Annotated in this window: 22 protein-coding genes; 16 read left to right on the forward strand and 6 right to left on the reverse strand. The window is 67.1% G+C overall.

Features of this window, described 5'->3' with window-relative positions:
- Positions 1-7 precede the first annotated feature (7 nt).
- A complete protein-coding gene (gene ettA / locus ACO6D6_RS00660; RefSeq protein ID WP_484782432.1) occupies positions 8-1,690 on the forward strand; it encodes an energy-dependent translational throttle protein EttA in 1,683 nt (560 codons plus the stop codon).
- A gap of 4 nt (positions 1,691-1,694) precedes the next feature.
- Positions 1,695-3,632: an excinuclease ABC subunit UvrC gene (uvrC, locus tag ACO6D6_RS00665; protein ID WP_484782434.1), complete on the forward strand. Its 1,938-nt coding sequence runs from the start codon at positions 1,695-1,697 to the stop codon at positions 3,630-3,632.
- Between the two features lie 173 nt (positions 3,633-3,805).
- On the opposite strand, the gene ACO6D6_RS00670 is transcribed toward uvrC, so the two are convergent.
- Positions 3,806-4,975, reverse strand: a complete 1,170-nt coding sequence (locus ACO6D6_RS00670) for an MFS transporter (RefSeq protein ID WP_484782435.1) — start codon at positions 4,973-4,975, stop codon at positions 3,806-3,808.
- A gap of 127 nt (positions 4,976-5,102) precedes the next feature.
- On the opposite strand from ACO6D6_RS00670, the gene ACO6D6_RS00675 reads away from it, so the two are divergent.
- From ACO6D6_RS00675 to ACO6D6_RS00725, 11 genes are all read left to right on the forward strand, one after another.
- Entirely contained in the window at positions 5,103-5,678 is a 576-nt protein-coding gene (locus tag ACO6D6_RS00675) for a biotin transporter BioY (protein ID WP_484782437.1), read from the forward strand.
- Positions 5,675-6,373 (forward strand): energy-coupling factor ABC transporter ATP-binding protein, encoded by a 699-nt coding sequence (locus ACO6D6_RS00680; protein WP_484782439.1) that lies wholly within the window; start codon positions 5,675-5,677, stop codon positions 6,371-6,373. The genes ACO6D6_RS00675 and ACO6D6_RS00680 overlap by 4 nt, the downstream gene beginning before the upstream one ends.
- Positions 6,370-6,993, forward strand: a complete 624-nt coding sequence (locus tag ACO6D6_RS00685; protein WP_484782441.1) for a CbiQ family ECF transporter T component — start codon at positions 6,370-6,372, stop codon at positions 6,991-6,993. The genes ACO6D6_RS00680 and ACO6D6_RS00685 overlap by 4 nt, the downstream gene beginning before the upstream one ends.
- A gap of 113 nt (positions 6,994-7,106) precedes the next feature.
- Positions 7,107-7,970: an RNase adapter RapZ gene (gene rapZ, locus ACO6D6_RS00690; RefSeq protein WP_484782443.1), complete on the forward strand. Its 864-nt coding sequence runs from the start codon at positions 7,107-7,109 to the stop codon at positions 7,968-7,970.
- Complete coding sequence (locus ACO6D6_RS00695; protein ID WP_484782445.1) at positions 7,967-8,914, forward strand: gluconeogenesis factor YvcK family protein; 948 nt, start codon at positions 7,967-7,969, stop codon at positions 8,912-8,914. Before rapZ ends, ACO6D6_RS00695 begins: the two co-directional genes overlap by 4 nt.
- Before the next feature lie 39 nt (positions 8,915-8,953).
- A complete protein-coding gene (whiA, locus tag ACO6D6_RS00700) occupies positions 8,954-9,937 on the forward strand; it encodes a DNA-binding protein WhiA (protein WP_484782447.1) in 984 nt (327 codons plus the stop codon).
- A 121-nt stretch (positions 9,938-10,058) separates the two neighbouring features.
- Entirely contained in the window at positions 10,059-11,054 is a 996-nt protein-coding gene (gene gap, locus ACO6D6_RS00705; protein ID WP_484782449.1) for a type I glyceraldehyde-3-phosphate dehydrogenase, read from the forward strand.
- 81 nt (positions 11,055-11,135) lie between these two features.
- Positions 11,136-12,347, forward strand: coding sequence for a phosphoglycerate kinase (locus tag ACO6D6_RS00710; RefSeq protein WP_484782450.1), 1,212 nt, complete (start codon positions 11,136-11,138; stop codon positions 12,345-12,347).
- A gap of 1 nt (position 12,348) precedes the next feature.
- A complete protein-coding gene (tpiA, locus tag ACO6D6_RS00715) occupies positions 12,349-13,122 on the forward strand; it encodes a triose-phosphate isomerase (protein WP_484782451.1) in 774 nt (257 codons plus the stop codon).
- A gap of 130 nt (positions 13,123-13,252) precedes the next feature.
- A complete protein-coding gene (secG, locus tag ACO6D6_RS00720; protein WP_484782453.1) occupies positions 13,253-13,513 on the forward strand; it encodes a preprotein translocase subunit SecG in 261 nt (86 codons plus the stop codon).
- A gap of 33 nt (positions 13,514-13,546) precedes the next feature.
- The gene (locus ACO6D6_RS00725) at positions 13,547-13,903 is read left to right on the forward strand and encodes an RNA polymerase-binding protein RbpA (RefSeq protein ID WP_484782454.1); all 357 of its coding nucleotides are present in this window, start codon (positions 13,547-13,549) and stop codon (positions 13,901-13,903) included.
- An 82-nt stretch (positions 13,904-13,985) separates the two neighbouring features.
- On the opposite strand, the gene ACO6D6_RS00730 is transcribed toward ACO6D6_RS00725, so the two are convergent.
- Together ACO6D6_RS00730 and ACO6D6_RS00735 are read right to left on the reverse strand one after the other, a co-directional pair.
- Entirely contained in the window at positions 13,986-15,107 is a 1,122-nt protein-coding gene (locus tag ACO6D6_RS00730) for an SPFH domain-containing protein (RefSeq protein WP_484782888.1), read from the reverse strand.
- Positions 15,108-15,177: 70 nt separating this feature from the next.
- Positions 15,178-15,642 (reverse strand): NfeD family protein, encoded by a 465-nt coding sequence (locus ACO6D6_RS00735; RefSeq protein WP_484782456.1) that lies wholly within the window; start codon positions 15,640-15,642, stop codon positions 15,178-15,180.
- Between the two features lie 153 nt (positions 15,643-15,795).
- On the opposite strand from ACO6D6_RS00735, the gene ACO6D6_RS00740 reads away from it, so the two are divergent.
- On the forward strand, positions 15,796-16,899 hold the full coding sequence (locus ACO6D6_RS00740; RefSeq protein ID WP_484782457.1) for a GNAT family N-acetyltransferase: 1,104 nt from the start codon (positions 15,796-15,798) through the stop codon (positions 16,897-16,899).
- Here ACO6D6_RS00740 and pgl read toward each other — a convergent pair.
- From pgl to zwf, 3 genes are read right to left on the reverse strand one after another with little or no spacing between them, the layout of a single operon-like run.
- Positions 16,881-17,612 carry a 6-phosphogluconolactonase gene (pgl, locus tag ACO6D6_RS00745; protein ID WP_484782889.1) on the reverse strand — a complete coding sequence of 244 codons (732 nt, stop codon included), beginning with the start codon at positions 17,610-17,612 and terminating at the stop codon, positions 16,881-16,883. The genes ACO6D6_RS00740 and pgl overlap by 19 nt on opposite strands.
- Complete coding sequence (locus ACO6D6_RS00750) at positions 17,612-18,514, reverse strand: glucose-6-phosphate dehydrogenase assembly protein OpcA (protein ID WP_484782459.1); 903 nt, start codon at positions 18,512-18,514, stop codon at positions 17,612-17,614. The genes pgl and ACO6D6_RS00750 overlap by 1 nt, the downstream gene beginning before the upstream one ends.
- Positions 18,515-18,525: 11 nt before the next feature.
- Positions 18,526-20,064, reverse strand: coding sequence for a glucose-6-phosphate dehydrogenase (gene zwf / locus ACO6D6_RS00755; protein WP_484782461.1), 1,539 nt, complete (start codon positions 20,062-20,064; stop codon positions 18,526-18,528).
- Positions 20,065-20,167: 103 nt separating this feature from the next.
- Between zwf and ACO6D6_RS00760 the strand changes: the two genes are divergently transcribed.
- Together ACO6D6_RS00760 and ACO6D6_RS00765 are read left to right on the forward strand one after the other, a co-directional pair.
- Entirely contained in the window at positions 20,168-21,535 is a 1,368-nt protein-coding gene (locus tag ACO6D6_RS00760) for a DUF4921 family protein (RefSeq protein ID WP_484782463.1), read from the forward strand.
- A gap of 237 nt (positions 21,536-21,772) precedes the next feature.
- Complete coding sequence (locus ACO6D6_RS00765; protein ID WP_484782465.1) at positions 21,773-22,441, forward strand: helix-turn-helix transcriptional regulator; 669 nt, start codon at positions 21,773-21,775, stop codon at positions 22,439-22,441.
- Positions 22,442-22,444 lie beyond the last annotated feature (3 nt).

Consider the following 22,444-nt stretch of genomic DNA (forward strand, 5'->3'; position numbering starts at 1 on the left):
GATGTCGATGGCGGAGTTCATCTACACGATGCAAAAGGTCCGCAAGACGGCGGGCGAGAAACTGATCCTCGACGACGTCACGCTGGCTTTCTTCCCCGGCGCGAAAATCGGCGTCGTGGGGCCCAATGGTGCGGGCAAGTCGACGCTGCTGAAGGTGATGGCGGGACTGGAACAGCCGAACAACGGGGAGGCGAACCTTGCCAAGGGCGCCACCGTCGGCATTCTCCTGCAGGAACCACCGCTGACGGAGGGCAGGACGGTCCAGGAGAACGTCGAGGAGGCCGTGGCGGGCATCAAGGCGAAGATGAAACGCTTCGACGAGATCGGCATGGAAATGGCCGAGCCCGACGCGGACTTCGACTCCCTGATGGCCGAGATGGGCAACCTCCAAACCGAACTCGACGCCCACAACGCCTGGGACATCGACGCCCGCCTGGAGCAGGCCATGGATGCCCTCCAGTGCCCCCCGCCGGACACCGTGGTCGATGTCCTTTCCGGGGGTGAGCGGCGTCGCGTCGCGTTGTGCAAGCTGCTGCTCCAGCAACCCGACCTGCTGCTCCTTGACGAGCCAACCAACCACCTCGACGCCGAATCCGTGAACTGGCTCGAGGGACATCTGAAGGCCTACCCGGGGGCGGTGCTGGCCGTCACCCACGACCGCTATTTCCTGGACAACGTCGCCGAGTGGATCTGCGAGGTCGACCGCGGGAAACTGCACCCCTACGAGGGCAACTACTCCACCTATCTGGAGACCAAACGGCAGCGCCTCCAGATCGAGGGCAAGAAGGACGCCAAACGCGCCAAGATCCTGGAGAAGGAACTCGAATGGGTTCGTTCCTCCCCGAAGGCCCGGCAGGCCAAGAACAAGGCCCGTCTGCAGCGCTACGAGGAACTCGCGGCCGAGGCCGAGCGGTTCCGCAGGATCGACACCGCCGAGATCAACATCCCGCCCGGTCCGCGGCTGGGATCGGTCGTGCTGGAGGTCAACGGCCTCACCAAGGGTTTCGGGGACCGCGTGCTGATCAAGGACCTGTCGTTCTCGCTGCCGCGCGCCGGGATCGTCGGGATCATCGGCCCCAACGGTGTCGGCAAGACCACGCTGTTCAAGACCATCACCGGCCAGGAGGAGGCGGACTCCGGGACCGTGAAGGTCGGTGACACGGTTTCGTTCAGCTACGTGGACCAGAACCGCGCCGGCATCAACGCGGAGGAGAACGTGTGGCAGGTTGTCTCCGACGGTCTCGACCACATCAAGGTCGCGAACTTCGAGATGCCGTCGCGGGCCTACGTGGCCTCCTTCGGGTTCAAGGGCCCCGACCAGCAGAAGAAGGCCGGGGTGCTCTCCGGAGGTGAACGCAACCGCCTCAACCTGGCGCTGACCCTCAAACAGGGCGGCAACGTGCTGCTGCTCGACGAACCCACCAACGACCTCGATGTGGAGACCCTCTCCAGCCTCGAGAACGCGCTCCTGGAGTTCCCGGGCTGCGCCGTCGTGATCTCCCACGACCGGTGGTTCCTGGACCGGGTGGCCACCCACATGCTCGCCTGGGAGGGTGAGGACGAGGACGGCACACCGCGCTGGTTCTGGTTCGAGGGCAACTTCGCCGACTACGAGGCCAACAAGATCGAACGACTCGGTGCCGAGGCGGCGCGCCCGCACGCCTCCAAGCACCGCCGACTGACCCGCTGAGGCGATGGCTGACCCGGCCAGCTACCGGCCCAGGCCGGGCAGCATCCCCACGGATCCCGGTGTCTACCGGTTCTTCGACGCTTTCGGGAACGTCATCTACGTCGGCAAGGCGAAAAACCTGCGTTCCCGTCTGAACTCCTACTTCGCCGACCCGTCGTCGCTGCACTTCCGCACCCAGACGATGGTCAGGACCGCCGCCAAGGTGGAGTGGACCGTGGTGGCGAACGAGCTGGAGGCGCTCCAGCTCGAGTACACCTGGATCCAGCAGTTCGACCCGCGGTTCAACGTCAAGTACCGCGACGACAAGTCCTACCCGTGGCTGGCCGTCACCTGGAACGAGACCTACCCCCGGGTTTTCGTCGGCCGCGGCGCGAAACGACGCGGCACCCGCTACTTCGGTCCCTTCGGGCAGGCCTGGGCCATCCGGGAAACCGTGGACGCGCTGCTGCGGGTGTTTCCCATGCGGTCCTGCACCGACGGGGTGTTCAAACACGCCAAGGCGTCGGGGCGCCCCTGTCTGCTGGGGGACATCGGGAAATGCTCGGCCCCGTGCGTGGGGAGGGTGGGTCCGGAGGAGCACCGGGAGATCGCGGATGGTTTCTGCCGTTTCATGGCGGGCGAGTCGGAGCGCATCGTCCAGGAACTGGAACGCGAGATGTTCGAGGCCTCCGCCGACCTGAACTTCGAACGGGCCGCGGTGTTGCGCGACCAGCTGGCGGGACTGGCGAAGGCCCGGGAACGCAACACGGTGGTGCTGCCGGAGACCACCAGGGCCGACGTGGTGGGTTTCGCCGACGACGGCCAGCAGGTGGCGGTGCAGATCTTCCACATCCGCGGCGGCCGGATCACGGGGGAGCGGGGCTGGATCGCCGATCGTTCCGACGACCGTGACCTGGCCGAGCTGCTGGAACCCTTCCTGCTCCAGCTCTACACCGACGAGAGCCCGCCGCCCCCGCTGATCCTCAGTTCCGTGCCCGCCGAACCGGAACTGGTCGCCCTGTTGGAGGGGATGCGCGGTGCGCGGGTGGAGGTGCGGGTTCCGGTTCGCGGCGACAAACGCACCCTCCTGGAGACCGTGCTGCGCAACGCCGAGCTCTCCCTGCAGCAGCAGGCAGCCAGGCGGGCCTCGGACCTGACCACCCGGAACCGGGCGCTGGAGGAGATCGCCGATGCCCTGGGCCTGGCGGAACCGCCCCTGCGCATCGAATGTTTCGACATCTCACACACCCAGGGCACCGAGGTCGTCGGTTCCATGGTGGTCTTCGAGGACGGTCTGGCCCGTAAATCCGACTACCGGCGGTTCGTCATCAAGAGCTTCGAGGGATCCAACGACGTCGCGGCCATGGGCGAGGTGCTGAGCCGGCGCCTCGGCAGACTGCTGGACGAACGCGGCCGTGACGAGGACGAAACCGGGCCGCTGCTGGTGGACCCCACCACAGGCGCCCCCCGCAAATTCTCCTACGCGCCCGCCCTGATCGTCGTCGACGGGGGCGCCCCGCAGGTGGCAGCGGCCGCGCGGGTGCTGGAGGAACTCGGCCTGGCCGGGGAGATCGCCCTGTGCGGGCTGGCCAAACGCCTGGAGGAGGTGTGGCTTCCCGGTGAGGAATACCCCGTGATCCTGCCCCGCGCATCCGAGGGGCTGTACCTGCTGCAGCGGGTCCGTGACGAGGCCCACCGGTTCGCCATCACCCACCACCGGGGCAGGCGCAGCAAGTCGATGCTGTCCTCGGCCCTGGATGCGGTGCCCGGCCTGGGGGAGATGCGCCGAAAGGCGTTGATCTCCCACTTCGGGTCGCTGAAGAAGCTGCGAGGAGCCACTCCGGAGGAGATCGCGGCCGTCCCGGGGATCGGTCCCAAACTGGCCGCGGCCGTCCACGAGGCCGTTTCCGGCACCGGCGGTGAGGCCATCAACCTGGCCACCGGAGAGGTCACACCCACTTGAGACGGCCGGTGCGTGGATTCCCGGACCGGTCAAACCGATCGTCGCCAGATCCGACGGATGGGTCGGCAACACGGGCCCAGAGCAAGACTCCGGAAAGCGGCGATGCCCGCGAGCGATGTCCCGAGGCAGAGGCGCGGGCCTGGGGTCGGCCTCGCCTCAAATCCCTGAATGAATCAAGAACGGGTATTCCTCAAAGCCGGTTGGGTGTTGCGGAAAACGGCGGTTACCAGCACCGCCAGGGCGCCGACGGTGAGGCTGGCGAGCATCCCGCCCCGGCCCCCACCGAGGGAGTCGATGGCGATGCCCGCCAGGGCGGAACCCGCCGCGGCGCCGATCAGCTGGCCAGTGGTGATCCAGCCGTAGGCCTCGGCGGTGTCCGCGAAGGGCACGCTGCCGGCTATCACCGACGAGATCGCCGCCAATGAGGGGGCGGTGCCCAGTCCCGCGACGAACAGGGCCAGTGCCAGCCCCCAGAAACCCGACACCAGCACTGCGGCGAGCAGCCCGAGGGTCATGACCAGAAACCGGGTGGGGAGGGACCAGGGCCTGATGGGTCGCTGCCCGATCGCGAGCCCACCGATCATGGAACCGAGGGCCGAGACGGCCAGGATGATCCCGCCGAGCAGCGAACCCTCCCCGAACCAGGCCACCACCGCTGCCTCCATGGCCGCCAGGGAACCGATCAGCAGCAGGGAAACCAGGACCATGAGCAGCACCGAGGGGTTCGCCAGCACCTTCCCGAAACGCCCCGTCGCCCGGGGGATCCGCAGGCCCCGGACCGCTGGTTCGAGTATGAACAGCATTCCCCCGGCCAGCTGGATTCCTATGACGATCAGGAGGGCGGTCACGGTTCCCAGGTACGCCACCAGCGAGGTAATCACCACGGGACCGAAAACCCAGATGATCTCCTGCAGGGCGGCGTCGAGGCTGAACAGGGGAGTGACGAGATGCTGCGGCACCAGCTTCGGGTAGAGGGTGCGGACGGTGGGCAGGACGGGCGGGATGGTTGCCCCGGCCGCCGCGGCCAGCAGCATCATCGCCCACAGCGGGAGCTGGAAGATCACCAGCGGGGTCAGGGAGGCCGTGGTCACCAGCAGGCAGGTCAGCAGCACCGGCAGGGTGCCGAACCGGTTGAGCTGCCGGGTGATGACAGGCCCCGCCGCCGCCATGCCGATCGAGAACGCCGCCAGCACCGTGCCCGCGGAGGTGTAGTTGCCCTGCACGTGTTCGACGTGCATCAGCATGCCGAGGGAGAACATTCCGGCGGGCAGCCTGGCGGCGAGCTGGCTGGCCATGACCCGCGCCAGCCCCGGGGTTCTCAACAGTTCGGCAAAGTCACGCACGGGCGAAGTGTACGGGGGAAGTGCCGGGTGCGTTGCGCAGCTGGTCGGGTCACGACTTGAACACTGTTCAACATGGGGTGTTGAATGTCACCGTCCCCAACCGTCATCAACCAAGCAGGAGGCAACAGTGCCTGCATCGGCTCGCTTCTTCCGGGGCGGCGATCTCGCCTACGTGGCCGTGTTCGCGGCCCTCATCGCCGCGCTCTCGATCGTTCCCGGTTTCAACATCGGTCCCGTCCCATTCACCCTGCAGACCGTCGGCATCGGCCTGGCGGGCCTGTGCCTGGGACCCTGGCGCGGATTCGCCGCGGTCCTGCTGTACCTCCTGGTCGGAGCGGCCGGGCTTCCCGTCTTCGCCAGGGGAGGAGCCGGACTCGCGTCCTTCGCCGGCCCGACGGGCGGATACCTGATCTCCTTCCCCTTCGCCGCGCTGCTGGCCGGTTTCGTGGCCGTGATGGCGCTGAAACGAGGACTGAGCGCCATCACCCCGGTGATCTTCTTCCTGGGTCTGCTTGCGGGCCGCTACCTCATCATCCTTCCCCTGGGTGTGTTCGGGTTGATGCGGGCCGGCGGAATGGACTTCGGCAAGGCATTCGGGATCGACATGGGATTCTGGGTGAGTGACGCCATCAAGAGCGTGATCGTCGTGATCCTGGCCTATGCGGTTCACCGGGCCTTCCCACGCCTGCTGGCCCAGCGGTGATCGAACTCACCGACGTCGAACTCGTCATCCCGCCGATTCGCAAGGGGGACGAGGCCAGGACCCTGCTCACGGGGATCAGCCTGACCCTGTCGGAGCGGCGTGTGGCGGTGATCGGTGCCAACGGATCGGGCAAGTCGAGCCTGCTGAGGCTCTTCAACGGCATGCGGCAGCCGACCTCCGGCACCGTGAGCGTCAAGGGCCATGATGTCGCCGAGGAGCCGCGGAAGGTCCGCCAGCTCGTCGGGTTCATCTTCACCGACCCCTTGGCCCAGCTGCTGATGTCCACCCCGATCGAGGACCTGACCCTCAGTCTCGGGCACCTGCCAAGGAAGGAACGAGCGGATCGCGCCCAGCAGATCCTCGACGAGCGGGGCCTGGGGCACCTGGCCCACCAGAGCATCTACGACCTCTCCGGTGGGGAACGCCAGATGGTGGCGCTGGCCAGCGTGCTGGCCGTGCGACCGGAGGTGATAGTGGCCGACGAACCCACCACCCTGCTCGACCTGCGCAACAAACTGGCCCTGCGCCGCGCCCTCGCGGAACTGGAGCAACAGGTCATCTACTCCACCCACGACATGGATGTGGCTGCCGACGCCGACCGGGTGATCGTCATCGAGGGGGGACGGGTGGCTGCCGACGGCGAACCCGGTGAGGTGATCGCCTGGTACGAGAGCGCCATGGGGGTGATCGGGTGAATGTTCACGCGAGTCTGCTCGGCCTCTACCAGCCGGGGGAGGGGTGGCTGTTCCGGCTCGGGGTGGGGTGGAAATACCTCCTCATGCTCACCCTGAGCCTGCCGGCCCTGGTCCTTCAGACCTGGCCGGTCACCCTCGGGTTGCTGACACTGACCGTCGTGTTGTTCATGAGCTCCGGGATCGCCCCCGCCCGGATACTGCGGATCGGGTGGGCGATGTGGCTGATCCTCGGGTTGCTGGCCGCCTACCAGCTGGTGGTCCTGAACCCGGTGGCCGCGGTGGTCGTGCCCGGAAATCTGCTGCTGGCCGTCCTCGCCGCGCGTCTGCTGACCCTCACCACCCCCACCCCGGAACTGTTGAACGCCCTGATCGTGGCCCTGCGGCCGATCCGGTTCGTCGGGCTCAACCCCGAGCGGGTGGCCTTGGCGGTGGCCCTGATGATCCGCTCCATCCCCTACCTGCTCGGCCTGTTCGATGACGCGAGGGATGCCGCCCGGGCCCGCGGGGCGGAACGCAACGTGGTTGCGCTCCTCATGCCGATGGTGCTCGGCTCCGTCGCCCACGCGGAACGCACGGGAGAGGCCCTGGCCGCCCGGGGACTCGGGGAACGCGAACGGTGACGAACCGCACCGGGGCTGACACCGGCAGTCACACGGGAGGTGGGACGACACAACTCCTCCGGTGATGTGGGTGAAGTGCGATGCCGTTCAGGTGAGCGACTAGTGTCTCCTCCATGGTGGAAGTGCATGGGCCGGCGGAGATCGTGATCGTGACGGGAATGTCCGGGGCGGGACGGCGCACGGCCGCCCACACCATGGAGGACCTGGGCTGGTACGTGGTGGACAACCTGCCTCCCGCGATGCTGCCGATCCTCGTGGACCGGATGGGACGGGCCGAGCGGCTGGCGGTGGTGGTCGACGTGCGCTCCAGGGAGGAGTTCGATCAGCTCCCCACCGCCTTCGCGGAAGTCAATGCGCGGGGCTATCGCGTGACGGTGCTGTTCCTGGAGGCCAGCGACGACGTGATCGTGCAACGCCAGGAATCCAACCGCCGGCCGTTGCCGCTGCAGTACGACGGCAGGCTGCTCGACGGTATCGTGCGTGAACGGCGGCTCCTGGCGGATCTGCGGGCGTCCGCCGACATCGTCGTCGACACCTCCCGGCTCAGCGCCCGGCAGCTCGCCCAGCGCATCGCCAATCATTTCGGGACCGACGCCACCGACAACCTGAGCGTCGCGCTGATGTCGTTCGGGTTCAAGAACGGGCTGCCGGTAGACGCCGACATCGTCTTCGATGTGCGTTTCCTGCCGAACCCCTACTGGGTTCCGGAGCTGCGTCCCAAGACCGGGTTGTCGCCGGACGTGGCCTCCTACGTGCTCTCCCAGGAAGCCGCCCAGGAGTTCCAGGGATGCATGCTGGGAGTCATCGAGGTGGCGGCCCCCGGATACCTCACCGAGGGCAAGCGTCAGGTCACCGTCGCGATCGGGTGCACGGGTGGGAAACACCGTTCCACATCCATGACCGAGGAACTGGCCGCCCGGCTACGCGGCCGGGGATTCGGTGTCAGTGTGTTGCACCGGGATCTGGGGAAGGAATGAACTGGCCGAGAGGATCCGCGATCGTCGCTTTCGGGGGCGGTCACGGACTTCACACCTCCTTGACGGCCCTGCGCCGGATCACGGACCGGCTCACGGCCGTGGTCACGGTGGCCGATGACGGCGGTTCCTCCGGGAGGTTGCGCAGCGAGTTCGGCTGCCTGCCGCCCGGTGACCTCCGCATGGCCCTGGCGGCGCTGTGCGGTGACGACCAGGTGGGGCGGCGCTGGGCCCAGGTCCTGCAGTCAAGGTTCTCCGGGGACGGGCCGCTGGGCGGGCACGCCATCGGGAACCTGCTCATAGCGGGTCTCTGGCAGCAGATGGACGACCCCGTGGCGGGCCTCGACATGGTCGGGGAACTGCTCCGGACCCGGGGCAGGGTGCTGCCGATGAGCTCGGTTCCCCTGCAGATCGAGGCCGACGTGCTGGGACTCGACCCGCTCGCCCCGGACGAGCTGTGCACCCTGGCGGGGCAGGCCACCGTGGCCAAGACCCGGGCCACGGTCCAGTCGGTCAGGCTGGTGCCCGAGAACCCGCCGGCCCACCCGGAGGCGGTGGCGGCCGTCCGGCAGGCCGATGCGATCGTGCTGGGACCCGGTTCCTGGTTCACCTCGGTGATTCCCCACCTGCTGGTCCCGGAGCTGCGCGACGCGATCCTGTCCACCCCGGCCCGCCGCATCCTCGTCATGAACATCACGGCCGCCGACGAGACCGACGGGTTCACCGCATCACGGCACATCGAACTGCTGGCGGAGCACGCCCCGACCCTGCGTCTCGACTTCGTGCTGGCCGATGTCGGTTTCGCCGGTTCCGACCGCCACCTCACCCAGTTCGCTGCCTCTCTCGGGGCCGAGCTGGCGGTGGCCGACATCCGCTGCCACGACGGCAGCGCACGTCACGATCCGAAACGGCTCGCAGACGCCTACCAGGAGCTTCTTGCCAGCTGAGACCCACGCCATCGGGGAATTGGTGGAATGATGGCTCCCATGGCGTTGACCCAGAAGGTGAAGACGGAGTTGGCAGCGGTGGCAACCCCCCACCCGAATGCACGCAGGGCGGAGGTGGCGACGATGCTCAGGTTCGGCGGCGGGTTGCACCTGGTGGGAGGTCGCATCGTCGTCGAGGCGGAACTGGACTCCGCCGCCGCGGCCCGGAGGCTGCGCACCTACATACACGATCTCTACTCCCTGGACTCGGACCTCCTGGTGATCAACGCAACGGGGCTGCGCCGCACCACCCGCTACGCCGTTCGGGTGATCCGTGACGGCGAGGCCCTGGCCCGCCTGACCGGGTTGGTGGACCAGCGGCGTCGTCCCGTCCGGGGGCTGCCTGCGGTGGTGGTCGGTGGTTCCATCGCCGACTCCGTCGCGGTGTGGCGGGGGGCTTTCCTGGCGCGGGGATCCCTGACCGAGCCGGGCCGTTCCATGGCCCTCGAGGTCACCTGCCCCGGTTCGGAGGCGGCGCTGGCGCTCAGCGGTGCCGCCCGAAGGCTCGGCATCACCGTGAAATCGCGCGAGTCGCGTGGCGTCGATCGTGTGGTGCTCCGGGACGGCGAGGCCATCGCGGACCTGCTGACCCGGATGGGTGCCCAGGAAACCCGCCTGATCTGGGAGGAGCGTCGCATGAGACGCGAGGTCAAGGCCCAGGCGAATCGGTTGGCCAATTTCGATGACGCGAACCTGCGGCGTTCCGCCAGGGCGGCGGTGACCGCCAGTGCCCGGGTGGAACGTGCCCTGGAGATCCTGGGCGAGGACGCCCCGGTGCACCTGGTGGCCGCGGGCAGGCTTCGTCTCGAACATCGCCAGGCGAGCCTGGAGGAGCTCGGCAAGCTGCACGACCCGCCGCTGACCAAGGATGCGGTGGCCGGGCGCATCAGGCGGCTGCTCGCCACCGCCGACAAGGCGGCGGAGGCGGCGGGCATCCCCAACACGGAGGCCTCGCTGCCGGCTGACCTGAACGATTCCCAATGAATGTGCCGAACCCTTCTGGGATCGGGCTTGAATGGCTAGGATGGTGCTGTCCGAAGGGCGTCGGTTGCGCCACCCAGGTGCGGCGGGCTCCCAGGTATCTCTCGAAGGGGATCTATTCGAAATGACCGTCAAGGTTGGAATCAACGGCTTTGGCCGCATCGGCCGCAACTACTTCCGTGCACTTGTCGCATCCGGCGCTGACCTCGAGGTGGTTGCCGTCAACGATCTCACTGACAACAAGACCCTTGCCCATCTCCTGAAGTACGACTCCATCCTCGGACGCTTCCCCGAAGAAGTCTCCTACGACGATGACGCCATCAAGGTCGGAGGCAAGGAGATCAAGGCCTTCGCCGAGCGGGATCCGGCGAACCTTCCCTGGGGTGAGCTGGGTGTCGACATCGTCATCGAGTCCACCGGTTTCTTCACCGACGCCACCAAGGCCAAGGCCCACCTGGACGCCGGCGCCAAGAAGGTCCTGATCTCGGCTCCCGCCAAGAACGAGGACATCACCATCGTCATGGGCGTCAATGACGACAAGTACGATCCGGCCGCCCACAACATCATCTCCAACGCATCCTGCACCACCAACTGCCTGGCTCCCATGGCCAAGGCCCTCAACGACGGTCTCGGCATCGTCAAGGGCCTGATGACCACCATCCACGCCTACACCCAGGACCAGAACCTGCAGGACGGCCCGCACAAGGACCTGCGTCGCGCCCGCGCCGCGGCCCTCAACATCGTGCCCACCACCACGGGCGCCGCTAAGGCGGTTGCTCTCGTGCTGCCCGAACTGAAGGGCAAGCTCGACGGTTACGCGCTGCGCGTTCCCACCCCCACCGGTTCCGCCACTGACCTCACCTTCGAGGCCCCCCGCGAGACCAGCGTCGAGGAGATCAACGAGATCGTCAAGAAGGCCGCTGACGGCCGGGTCCTCGTCTACACCGACGAGCCTCTCGTCAGCAAGGACATCGAGACCGACGCCGCCTCCTGCACCTTCGACTCCCAGCTGACCAAGGTCATCGGCAACCAGGTCAAGGTTGTCGGCTGGTACGACAACGAGTGGGGCTACTCGAACCGTCTCGTGGATCTCACGGTCCTCGTCGGCAGCAAGCTCTGACCTCACCCAAGAAGTGACGCCTCGGCCCCGTCTGCACTCGTGCTGCCGGGGCCGTCGTGTCCCCACCCGAAAGGACCTTCAATGAAGTCTGTCTCCCAACTTGGAAACCTCGCCGGCAAGCGTGTGGTGGTCCGCTGCGATTTCAACGTGCCCCTGGATGGTGACAAGAACATCACCGACGACGGCCGGATCCGTGCCGCCCTGCCCACCCTGAACGAGCTGCGCGACGCGGGAGCCCGGATCGTCGTCCTGGCCCACCTCGGCCGCCCCAAGGGTGAACCCGACCCCAACTTCTCCCTCGCTCCCGTCGCGGCCCGTCTCGGTGAACTGCTCGGCGCCCGGGTGAAGCTCGCCACCGACGTGGTGGGTCCCTCGGCGAAGGCCACCGTCGAATCCCTCGGGGACGGTGAGGTCGCCCTCCTGGAGAACGTCCGTTTCGAGGCCGGGGAGAAATCCAAGGACGAGGCCGCCCGCAAGGAACTGGCGGAGAAGTACGCGGCCTTCGGGGATTTCTTCGTCTCCAACGGTTTCGGTGTGGTGCACCGCAAGGAGGCCTCCGTCTACGACATCGCCAAGCTTTTGCCGTCGGCGGCTGGTTCGCTGGTCAAGACGGAGATCGATGTCCTGGAAGGACTCACCGAGGATCCGAAGCGTCCGTTCGTCGTGGTGCTCGGTGGCGCGAAGGTGGCCGACAAGCTGGCCGTCATCGACAACCTCCTCAAGGTGGCCGACACCCTCGTCATCGGCGGCGGCATGGCCTTCACCTTCCTCAAGGCCCAGGGGCTGGGGGTTGGAAACTCGCTGGTCGATGACGCATCCATCGAGGCCTGCACCGGATACCTGAAAGCCGCCCAGGACGCGGGCAAACGCATCCTCCTTCCGGTGGATGTGCGTATTGCCTCCGAGGTTGATTTCGGGGCGCGCACCGTCGGCCAGGTGGACGTGGTCCCGACCGACGCCATTCCCGCCGACAAGATGGGCCTCGACATCGGCCCCGCCACCGAGAAACTGTTCGGCGACGCGATCCGCCAGGCCAGGTCGGTGTTCTGGAACGGCCCCATGGGGGTGTTCGAGATTCCCGGACTGGAATCCGGAACCCGAGCGGTCGCGCAGGCCCTCACCGAGATTGACGGTATCAGCGTCGTCGGTGGCGGCGACTCGGCCTCCGCGGTGCGGGCCCTCGGATTCCCGGAGGACGCCTTCGGGCACATCTCCACCGGCGGTGGCGCATCGCTGGAGCTGATGGAGGGCAAGGTCCTCCCCGGTATCGCTGTTCTGAAGGAAGGCAACTGACATGGCACGCAAACCGATCATGGCCGGCAACTGGAAGATGAACCTGAACCACGTCGAGGCGACGGGGCTCGTTCAGAAACTGGCCTGGACCCTGGCCGACAAGGAGTACGACGGCAGTTCCGTCGACTGTGTCGTCATTCCCCCGTTCACCGACCTGCGCACCGTGCAGACCCTCATCGAGGGGGACCGGTTCCCGATCCAACTCGGTGCGCAGAACGTCTCCGAACACGACTCGGGTGCCTACACGGGCGAGATCAGCGCCGGGATGTTGTCGAAGCTGGGGGTCCGCTACGTGGTGGTCGGGCACTCGGAGCGTCGCGAGTACTACGGCGAGACCGATGCCCTGATCAACGCCAAGGCCCTGAAGGTCCTGGCCGCGGACATGACCCCCATCATCTGCTGCGGTGAGGGCCTGGACATCCGCAAGGAAGGACGCCACGTCGAGTACACCCTCGAGCAGGTTCGTGGCTGCCTGAAGGGGATTCCCGCCGAGCAGGTGGCCTCTCTCGTCATCGCCTATGAACCGGTGTGGGCGATCGGCACGGGCGAGGTGGCCACCCCCGAGGACGCCCAGGAGGTCTGCGGCGCCATCCGTGAGGAAATTGCGAAACTGCACGACCGGGCCACCGCGGATGCGGTCCGGATCCAGTACGGGGGCTCCGTGAAGGCATCCAACGTGGCCGAGATCATGGCCCAGCCGGATGTCGACGGCGCCCTGGTCGGCGGTGCCAGCCTGAAGGCCGAGGAGTTCGCCGCGATCGTGCTGTTCTCCTGATCTGAAAATCCGTGAATGGGGTTGTCACCGGAATTTCGCCGGCGGCAACCCCATTTTCGGGACCGTGGCGTGAAACGCTTCGGGTCCCCACGATGTGGTGGATTTGAGCCTCTCGGTTAAACTACTCCGCGTGATTGTCCCCCTCGTCAGCTGGCCCATAGCCACCCTGTCGGTCGTCCTGATCATTCTGAGCGCGTTGCTGGCTCTGTCAGTACTCCTCCACAAGGGCCGCGGTGGCGGCATGTCCGACCTGTTCGGTGGCGGCATGTCCACTTCCATGGGCGGTGTGTCCACCGCTGAGCGGCGATTGGATCGCATCACCCTTGTGTTGACGCTGATCTGGGTGTTGACGATCATCGGGCTGCTGGTGCTCTACCGCATCGGCGCCTGAGAAGAGAATGTTTCCGAACCCCGAGGAGTAGTTGTGGCAGGTGGCAACGCCATCCGCGGTAGCCGTGTCGGCGCTGGACCAATGGGTGAAGCCGAGAGGGGCGATGCAGCCCCAAGACTTCACGTCTCCTACTACTGTGCCAGCGGGCACGAAACCCGTCCGGCCTTCGCCGCCGATGCGGTGATCCCCGAATCCTGGGATTGTCCCCGCTGCGGGTTGCCCGCCAACACCGATGCGGAGAACCCGCCGCCACCGCCGAAGATCACCCCGTACAAGACCCACCTCGCATACGTGAAGGAGCGTCGCACCGACGCGGAGGCGGCACAGATCCTGGAGGAAGCGGTCTCTTTGCTGAGGGCCCGCCGGGCAGCCGGCGAAATCCTCTACTGATGAGACGAACAACCCAGTTGTGAACGAATCCCCGCCCGGCCGGAGCCGGACGGGGATTCGTTCTTCTGTTTCCGGGGCTGTGTCACTGAGCGCCGTACGGGCCGCCGGGGTGCTGCTCCCAGGTTCCCGGGGAGTCGGGATCCTGGTGTTGTGGCGGTTGCGGGGAGGGCTGCCCCGGCCGCCGGGTACCCCCTGCGCCCTCCATGGCCTGGGCGTCGGCTATGGCCTGCTTCACCGTGGCGTTGCTCTGTTCGTGGTCCTTGCGGGCCTGTTCCGCGATCTCGGCGTGCACGTCGACCCGCTCCGGGGCGGAGAAGTGCTGGGAGGCCCGCGAGACGTAATCCCGCACGTCGGTGGAGCCCGCCACCTGTCCCAGGCCCTTCAGGGCGTCGCTGAGTTCGCTGGGGATGATCCACATCTTGTTCGAATCACCATGGGCCAGGCGGGGCAGCATCTGCATGTACTGGTAGGCGAGCAGGGCCTGGTCCGGTTCCGCGGCGTGGATGGCGCTGAAAACCGTGGTGATGGCCTGGGCCTCGCCCTCGGCGCGCAACATCTGGGCCTGCCGGTCGGCCTGGGCGCGGAGGACGGCCGCCTCACGATCGCCCTGGGCACGGAGGATCGCGGCCTCCCGGTCGCCGCCAGCGGAGAGGATCTGGGACTGGCGCTGGCCCTCGGCCAAGAGGATCGAGGCCCGTTTGTCGCGTTCCGCCCGGGCGCCCTTCTCCATGGCGTCGCGGATGGTCGGCGGCGGCTCGATGGTGCGCAGCTCGACCCGGTTGACCTTGATTCCCCACTTGCCGGTCGCCTCGTCCAGTACCGCACGCAGGCGCTTGTTGATCTCTTCACGGGAGGTGAGGGTGGCCTCCAGGTCCATGCCACCGATGATGTTGCGCAGGGTGGTCATGGTCAGCTGTTCGATGGCGGCACGGTAGTTCTGCGCCTCGTAGGCGGCGCGGACCGGATCGACGATCTGGAAGTAGATCACCGAGTCGATCGAGACGATGAGGTTGTCCTCGGTGATGACGCCCTGGGGTGGGAACGGCACCACCTCCTCGCGCATGTCGAGGGCGTATCGGATCTGGTCGAGGAACGGAACCACCAGATGTGGTCCAGGATCCAGTACTTTGCGGAACTTGCCGAGCCGTTCGACTATGGCCACCTGCTGTTGGCGGATGATCTTCAGGGTCGCGGCCAGCAGCATGACCACGACGACGGCAAGAACAATGAGAACGATGGTGGGTGCGGGCAATGTCGCTCCTTGCGGTTTCTGGTCAGCGGGCGATGGGATAGACGATCAAGGTGATTCCGTCGAGTTTGTAGACCTCGATTCTCTCCCCGGCCTCGATCGTGATGGCGTCGTCGTAGCTGCGGGCCTGCCAGATCTGGCCATCCACCTTGGCCTCGCCCGAGTTCGCGGTGATCCGGGTGGTCACATCTCCGAACGAGCCGATCAGGTCATCGAGGGAGGAGCGGTATCCCGGAGCTTGGCGAGCCTTCTCCAGGAGTGTGGGACGAAGCAGGAAGAGAGTCGCCACCGCGGTGGCCAGGGCGACGATCACCTGGAGCCACAGCAGGTGGGGGAACAGCAGCGCAACCACCCCGCCGGCGAGGGCGCCGGCCGCGAGCATCAGCAATGTCAGGTCCATGGTGAGCAACTCGGCCGCTGCCAGCAGCAGCGCCAGCACGCCCCAGGCGGCCCAAGGGTGCTGGCCGAGCCAGGTCAGGAAATCAGTCATGGTGACTCCCGGTTCGTCTTCCGAAGGTGGATCGCGGCCCGTCAGGCCTTGGATGCGCCTTGCAACCCGTGGCCACTCGTGCCGGTCGTGCAATCCTCTTCATGAATCAAAGTTACCGGAAACGCTGTTCAAACCGGACGTTAAGGTGAGGCAATGACTGATGTCGCGATCCGCGAATTCGCGCTTCCCGGGAACGTGAACGAGGAATGGGCTGCCTACTGTCGCATGAACACCGATGACAGCGTCGAGGCGCTCGGTCCCCAAGGGCCCCGGAACGGTCCGGAGGCCGACCTGAGAGCTGCGCATGCCGCCCTTACCGAGAGCCGGGTGCGGCGCTGGCTGGTCTGGGTCAAGGACCGGCCTGTCGGTTTCGCCAGGCTGGTGGTGGATTTCGTGGACGAGCCCGAAGGTGCGATGGCGCACGTCTACGTCACGCCCGGGTACAGGCGGCGGGGAATCGGGCAGGCGCTCGCGGAGGTGGTGCAGTCAGCCCTGGAACCCGAAACCCGCTACGTCAACCTCGAGATTCCGACCCCGGTGCCGGGCCCGGGCGATGCCGTGTTGCCCAGTCCCGTCGGGGATGGGGCGCTGCTGGCCGCCAGCCCACGGGCGCGGTTCGCCCTGCGCCACGGCTTCGTCCTGGGGCAGGTGATGTGGTATTCCCGTTACGACTTCGCCGCCCCGGCCGTCGCGCTGAGTGAGGTTCTCGCCACGGCCGGGGCCGCGGCCGGGCCGGACTACGGGGTGCACTGCCTGGAGGGGGAGGTACCCCCGGGGTGGGCGGCCGGTGTCGCGGTGCTGAAACAACGCATGAGCACCGATGCGCCATCCGGCGGGCTGATCATTCCCGAGACATCCTGGGATGCGGACCGCGTGCGTGCTGACTACGCGCGAGTCAGCTCGACGAACCGGCTTTTCCTCGGGATCGTGGTGCACGAACCAACAGGAAAGGTCGTGGCGTTGAATGAGCTGTCCGCATCGCGTGAGTGGCCCGAAGCCATGATCCATCAGAGGGACACCATTGTCCTTCCCGAATATCGCGGCCACCGGTTGGGAACGCTGGTCAAGGCGGCCAACCTGGAGGCGGTGCACGCCGCCCTGCCCCAGGCCCCCGCGGTCCACACCTTCAATGCGGCCGAGAACCATCACATGCTGGCCGTGAACGAGGCCCTCGGGTTCCGCCGGGCCGCCGCGCTCGGAATGTTCCAGGCCGTCAGGGAACCCGTGAAATCTGCCGCTCAGAGCGGGCAGACGTAGCGGGGAGGCAGCTTCGAGGCGGCTGCGTCGTCGATGAACCAGTACGTGGCCTGCTGTCCGTGGGCGTGGGAGGCCGGCAGGGTTTCGTCGCCGCCGAGGGCCCGGGGCAGCACGTCGGCCTTGCCGGTGCCCGTGACGATGAACCAGATCTCGCCGGATCGGTTGAGGGTCGGGATCGTCAGCGAGATGCGTTCCGAGGGTGGTTTCGGGGAATCCGTCACCCCGATCACACTGCGGGAGGTGGATTCGAAACTCGGATGCCCCGGGAAGATCGAGGCGACGTGACCGTCCGGTCCCATGCCCAGGAAGGTCAGGTCGAAGCGGGTTTCCCCCAGCTCGGCGGCGTATTCGGATGCGCTGTCGTGCGGGTCCGCGCGGCCGTCACGCGCCGCCATCATGTGGATCCGGGCCGACTGGATGGGCAGGGTGCGTCCCAGCCGGCTGATGGCCTGGAGGGAGTTCCTGTCGGGATCCGTGGCGGCCACGAAACGCTCATCCCCCCACCACAGGTGCAGGCGCCCCAGGTCGAGTTTCGCCTCGGCGGACAGGTCCGCGAAACGTTCGTAGACCAGGTCCGCGGTGCCACCGCCGGTCAGGCACACGTGCACCTCCTCGCGGCTGTCCAGCAGCTCCGTGGTCTTCTTCATGAACCGGCGGGCGACCACATCCGCCACCTGCTGCGCCGTTTCCAGGCGCACCACCCGGGTGAACATCACTCACCCACCCGCGTGGCGATGTGGCTCACGACCGACTCGAAGACGGCATCGGGATCCATACGCTGCAACTCCTCCGTGAGCAATTCGGTGAGAGGACGTCGTTTCAACGCCACCTTTCGTTCCGGCTGGCCCGGCACGGCGTAGCGGGCGATGGCCTCGGAGCGGCCCCTGTTGATGACGATGTCACCCCCGTCGGTGGTCAGCCTCGCCTCCGAGATTCCCGGTTGGTCGCTGTCCTCGTGCAGCACCGGGACACCCAGCTGCTGCTCCAGCCAGGTCACCAGCAGGGTGGAGCAGGCGTTGTCGGGGGTGGAACGCACCAGGGCGGAGGTGACCTGGTGCGGGAACTGGTCCAGGGCGGCGGCCAGCAGGGCACGCCAGCGCGTGATCCGGGTCCAGCACAGGTCCGTGTCGCCGGGGGCCAGGTTGCGGGCGCGGATCGCCAGGGCCAGCTGCGGATCCGGCGCCCCCATCGAGTCGGTGATCCTGCGGGTCGCCAACCTGCCGATCGGGTCCTGGGCGGGGGCGTCGGGGGCCTTGTGGGGCCACCAGGCGATCGTGGGGGAGTCGGGCAGCAGCAGGGGCAGCACCACGGAGTCGCCGTGCGAGGCCAGCTCGCCGTGCAGCTTCAGGGCGATCAGGTCCCCCGGGAGTCCCTCGCCGACCTGGATCTTCGCGTGGAGGCGGGTTTCCCCGCCGGCCTTGGAGATGACGATGACCCGCGACGGGTGTGCCATGGCGGAGGCCCGGGCGGCGGAGAGCACCTCGTCCTGGTGGTCGTCGTCGGTGATCGCCAGCAGCGTCAGGACCATGCCGCTGGTCGGCCCGACCTCCCGGTGGGCTCTGATCAGCGCGGAGGTGATGTCCTGCGTCGTGGTGTTGTTGAGTTCGATGATCACGGCTTCCTCCTCTACGGCCTGCGCCAGGTGTTGCCGTCACGGGCCAGCATCTCGACGGCGCTGGCGGGACCCCAGGTGCCCGCCGCGTAGGGTTCCGGCTGGGTGGGCAGCGAAGCCCAGTAGTCGAGCACCGGGTCCAGGATCTTCCAGCCGAGCTCCACCTCCTCGTGCTGCGGGAACAGGGGTGGATCGCCCAGCAGCACATCCAGGATCAGGCGTTCGTAGGCCTCCGGGGAGGTTTCCGTGAAGGAGCCGCCGTAGACGAAGTCCATGGAGACGTCACGGATTTCCATCTGTGTGCCCGGCACCTTGGCGCCGAACCGGAGGGTGACGCCCTCGTCGGGCTGGACGCGCATCACCAGGGCGTTCTGTCCCAGGGCCGCGGTCTCGGTGGCGGGGAAGGGCAGGTGAGGTGCCTGCTTCAGCACCAGGGCGACCTCCGTGACCCGCCTAGGCATGCGTTTGGCGGCCCGCAGGTAGAACGGGACCCCGGCCCAGCGGCGGTTGTCGACATCGACGCGGATGGCGGCGTAGGTCTCGGTGCGGGAATCGGGGGAGACGCCTTCCTCCTCCAGGTAACCGCGCACCAACTGGCCCCCCTGCCAGCCCGCGGCGTACTGGCCGCGGGCAGTGTGGGCGGCGTAGTCGGAGGGGACCCGGGCGGCCGCCAGCACCTTGGTCTTCTCCGTGCGCAGCTGCGCGGCCTCGAAACTGGTCGGTTCCTCCATCGCGACCAGGGCGAGCAGCTGCAGCAGGTGGTTCTGGATGACGTCGCGCGCCGCCCCGATCCCGTCGTAGTACCCGGCCCGGCCGCCGATGCCGATGTCCTCGGCCATGGTGATCTCCACGTGGGAGACGTAGTTGCGGTTCCAGAAGGGTTCGAAAAGTTCGTTGGCGAAACGCATCGCCAACATGTTCTGCACCGTCTCCTTGCCCAGATAGTGGTCGATGCGGAACACCTCGTGGGGGGAGAAGAGCTGACTGACGACGCCGTTCAGTTCACGGGCCGAGCGCAGGTCGTGGCCGAAGGGTTTCTCGATCACCACCCGGTTCCAGGTGTTGTCGCCCTCGCCCGTGATGGCGTTTCGTTTGAGCTGGGAGACCACCTGCTCGAAGTTCGACGGTGGGATGGAAAGGTAGAAGGCGTGGTTACCGCTGGTGCCGCGGGCCTGGTCGAGTTCCTCAAGGGTGGCGCGGAGCCGCTGGAAGGCCTCGTCGGAGTCGAACGTGCCCGGCACGAACCGGATCCCCTCCAGCAACTGCTCCCAGACCTCCTCGCGGAAACGGGTGCGGGCGTTTTCCTTGACCGCGTCGTGGACCACCTTCGCGAAATCCTGATCGGCCCAGTCTCGGCGCGCGAAACCCACCAGGCCGAAACCGGGGGGAAGCAGGCCGCGGTTCGCCAGGTCGTAGACGGCCGGCATCAGTTTTTTCCTGGAAAGATCACCCGTGACGCCGAAGATCACCAGGACGCAGGGACCCGCGATCCTTGGCAGTCTCCGGTCCCGGGGGTCGCGGAGTGGATTGCTGTTGGTCACAGTTCCGACCATACCGGTTGCCGTTGCATCGGGGGGTTCCGTGTGCCGGGTGGTGCCAGGGTTTTGTCGCCGGTCGGCCCGTGCCATGATCTCGTCCGCGGGCGGGAACACTCCGGTGGCGGAGCATCCGGACCCGGTGATGATCTACGGTGGCGTCATGCAGCCCTATGTCAGGCAGCCCGAGTACCTGTCCACCATGGCCGACGGAACAGTGAAACAAGTCGGACCGCTCACCGGAACCGAGGTGTGGACCGTGCCGGGGCGGGGTAACCGACCCCTCGGCCGCAAACGCCCCGAACCCAACCCCATCGACGAGACGGCCCACGGGGCGCACTGCGCCTTCTGCGAACGGCGTTACCTGGAGACCCCGCCGGAGAAGGCCCGCGTGGTGCGTTCCGGTGACGGATGGGAAACACTGATGGGGCTTCCGGCGGAGGAACTGTTCGCCACCACCGCCGAGTTCCGCTGCATCCCGAACCTGTTCGAGATCCTGAGCTTCGACTACTGGCGCGCCAATTACAATTTCGAGCTTCCCGAGGCCGTCGCGCAGCGCCAACGGGCCTACCTGGCCTCTCCCGAGGGCCTGGAGCACGTGCTGCGGGTGGCCGAGATGAAGCTGAGGGCCTCCGGGCACGGCACCGGCCAGATCGCCGCGATGACCCGGGAGCAGCGTCTGGAAGTGGCCTCAGGGTTCTTCGGCGGCGGGCACGACGTGATAATCGCCAGGCGGCACTTCGTCGACGGCGCGGTCGATGACACGCAACTCGCCGGCTCCGGGACCCTGACCCCGGGGGAACACGAGAAGTTCATCGCCTTCACGATCGACTCGATACGCCGCAGCTACGAGAACAACCGGTACGCCCGCTACGTGACCGTCTTCCAGAACTGGCTGAAACCGGCGGGGGCGTCCTTCGACCACCTCCACAAGCAGCTCGTCGCCATCGACGAACGGGGCGTTCAGCACGAGGTGGCGCTCGCCCGGCTGCGGCAGGACTCGAACCTGTTCAACGAGGTGGGTCCGAACTACGCGGGTTATCACAACCTGATCGTCGCCGAGAACGACCACGCGGTCGCCTTCGCGGGTTTCGGGCACCGCTACCCGACCCTGGAGATCTACTCCTGTTCCGAGTTCTCCGACCCCTGGGAGCAGTCCGCCGAGGAGGTGCGGGGGATGTCGGACCTGATCCACGCCATGCATGCCGCCACCGGGGTCGACATCGCCTGCAATGAGGAATGGCACCACCGGCCGATCGACGTCGCGCTCCCGATGCCGTGGCGGGTGATGCTCAAGTGGCGGGTCTCCACCCTCGCCGGTTTCGAGGGGGCCACCAAGATCTACCTGAACACCATCTCGCCCGTGATGTTGCGCGACAAGGTGGTCGAGAAACTGCTCGCCCTCCGGGAGGCGGGGCGGCTGGCCCCCGGGCTCAGGATCGCCACGGAGACCCGGTGCCGCCCCAATCCGCTGCGCTACTCCCGTTGAGGTCGCCCGAGCCGGGATCCCCTCGCGGACTTCCAGGGTTGCGCCGCGACGGGCGATGAGTATTGTTGGCCCAAGGACTTGGAATCCCGGGGAACTGATTTGATCGGGGAGAAGGGCGGGACACCTCCGACCGCGTCGAGGGTAGCCGTGGGCCTTGATGGTTAGGCTGCCCTAGCTTGATACGCTTGGGAGATTCCGAAAGACTGGCGTGTGCAAAATCGCTGGGAGGAGGGTGTCATGAGCGCGGACATGCAGGAAGCCGACAACTCCACCCGAGAACGGGTGGTCCGCTCCATCTTGGAACACGGACCATCGACGGCGCGAGAACTCGCTGAACGGTTGAACCTGACCCCCGCCGCCATCCGTCGCCACCTGTCCACCCTCTTGGGGGAGGGGACCCTGGGTTCGCGTGAACAACGGGTCTACGGGGCGCGTGGCCGGGGCCGCCCGTCCAAGGTGTTCTTCCTCACGGACGCGGGACGTTCCGAGTTCCACCAGGCCTACGACGAGCTGGCCATAGTCGCCATCCGGAGGCTGATCGAGGCCGCCGGGCCGCAGGCCATGGTCGACCTGGCCTCGGAACGCGTCGACGAGATCGAGAACCGTTTCAACGAGCTGCGCGAGGCCCATCCCGAACGCACCCCCATCGAGTTGCTCACCGAGGCCCTGGGAGCCACCTACGCGCCCTCGGTCAAGCCGGTTCGTTCGGGCGACCAGCTGTGCCAGCACCACTGCCCGGTGGCGCATGTCGCGGCAGAGTTCCCCCAGCTTTGCGAGGTTGAGACCCAGCTGTTCTCGCGGCTGCTGGGCAGCCACGTCCAGCGGCTCGCGACCATCGCCCACGGGGACGGGGTGTGCACCACCCACGTTCCCAACCCCGTCATCCCGAGCAAGATCAGGAAGTGACCC

This window comes from Arachnia sp., assembly GCF_057238465.1.

What these genes read in the sequence shown, in the direction of transcription:
- ettA (WP_484782432.1), top strand. Translation starts at nt 8, where the DNA reads ATGGCGGAGTTCATCTACACGATGCAAAAGGTCCGCAAGACGGCGGGC.
- uvrC (WP_484782434.1), top strand. Translation starts at nt 1,695, where the DNA reads ATGGCTGACCCGGCCAGCTACCGGCCCAGGCCGGGCAGCATCCCCACG.
- rapZ (WP_484782443.1), top strand. Translation starts at nt 7,107, where the DNA reads ATGGTGGAAGTGCATGGGCCGGCGGAGATCGTGATCGTGACGGGAATG.
- ACO6D6_RS00695 (WP_484782445.1), top strand. Translation starts at nt 7,967, where the DNA reads ATGAACTGGCCGAGAGGATCCGCGATCGTCGCTTTCGGGGGCGGTCAC.
- whiA (WP_484782447.1), top strand. Translation starts at nt 8,954, where the DNA reads ATGGCGTTGACCCAGAAGGTGAAGACGGAGTTGGCAGCGGTGGCAACC.
- gap (WP_484782449.1), top strand. Translation starts at nt 10,059, where the DNA reads ATGACCGTCAAGGTTGGAATCAACGGCTTTGGCCGCATCGGCCGCAAC.
- ACO6D6_RS00710 (WP_484782450.1), top strand. Translation starts at nt 11,136, where the DNA reads ATGAAGTCTGTCTCCCAACTTGGAAACCTCGCCGGCAAGCGTGTGGTG.
- tpiA (WP_484782451.1), top strand. Translation starts at nt 12,349, where the DNA reads ATGGCACGCAAACCGATCATGGCCGGCAACTGGAAGATGAACCTGAAC.
- ACO6D6_RS00730 (WP_484782888.1), bottom strand. Translation starts at nt 15,107, where the DNA reads ATGCTGCTGGCCGCGACCCTGAAGATCATCCGCCAACAGCAGGTGGCC.
- ACO6D6_RS00735 (WP_484782456.1), bottom strand. Translation starts at nt 15,642, where the DNA reads ATGACTGATTTCCTGACCTGGCTCGGCCAGCACCCTTGGGCCGCCTGG.
- ACO6D6_RS00740 (WP_484782457.1), top strand. Translation starts at nt 15,796, where the DNA reads ATGACTGATGTCGCGATCCGCGAATTCGCGCTTCCCGGGAACGTGAAC.
- pgl (WP_484782889.1), bottom strand. Translation starts at nt 17,612, where the DNA reads ATGTTCACCCGGGTGGTGCGCCTGGAAACGGCGCAGCAGGTGGCGGAT.
- zwf (WP_484782461.1), bottom strand. Translation starts at nt 20,064, where the DNA reads ATGGTCGGAACTGTGACCAACAGCAATCCACTCCGCGACCCCCGGGAC.
- ACO6D6_RS00765 (WP_484782465.1), top strand. Translation starts at nt 21,773, where the DNA reads ATGAGCGCGGACATGCAGGAAGCCGACAACTCCACCCGAGAACGGGTG.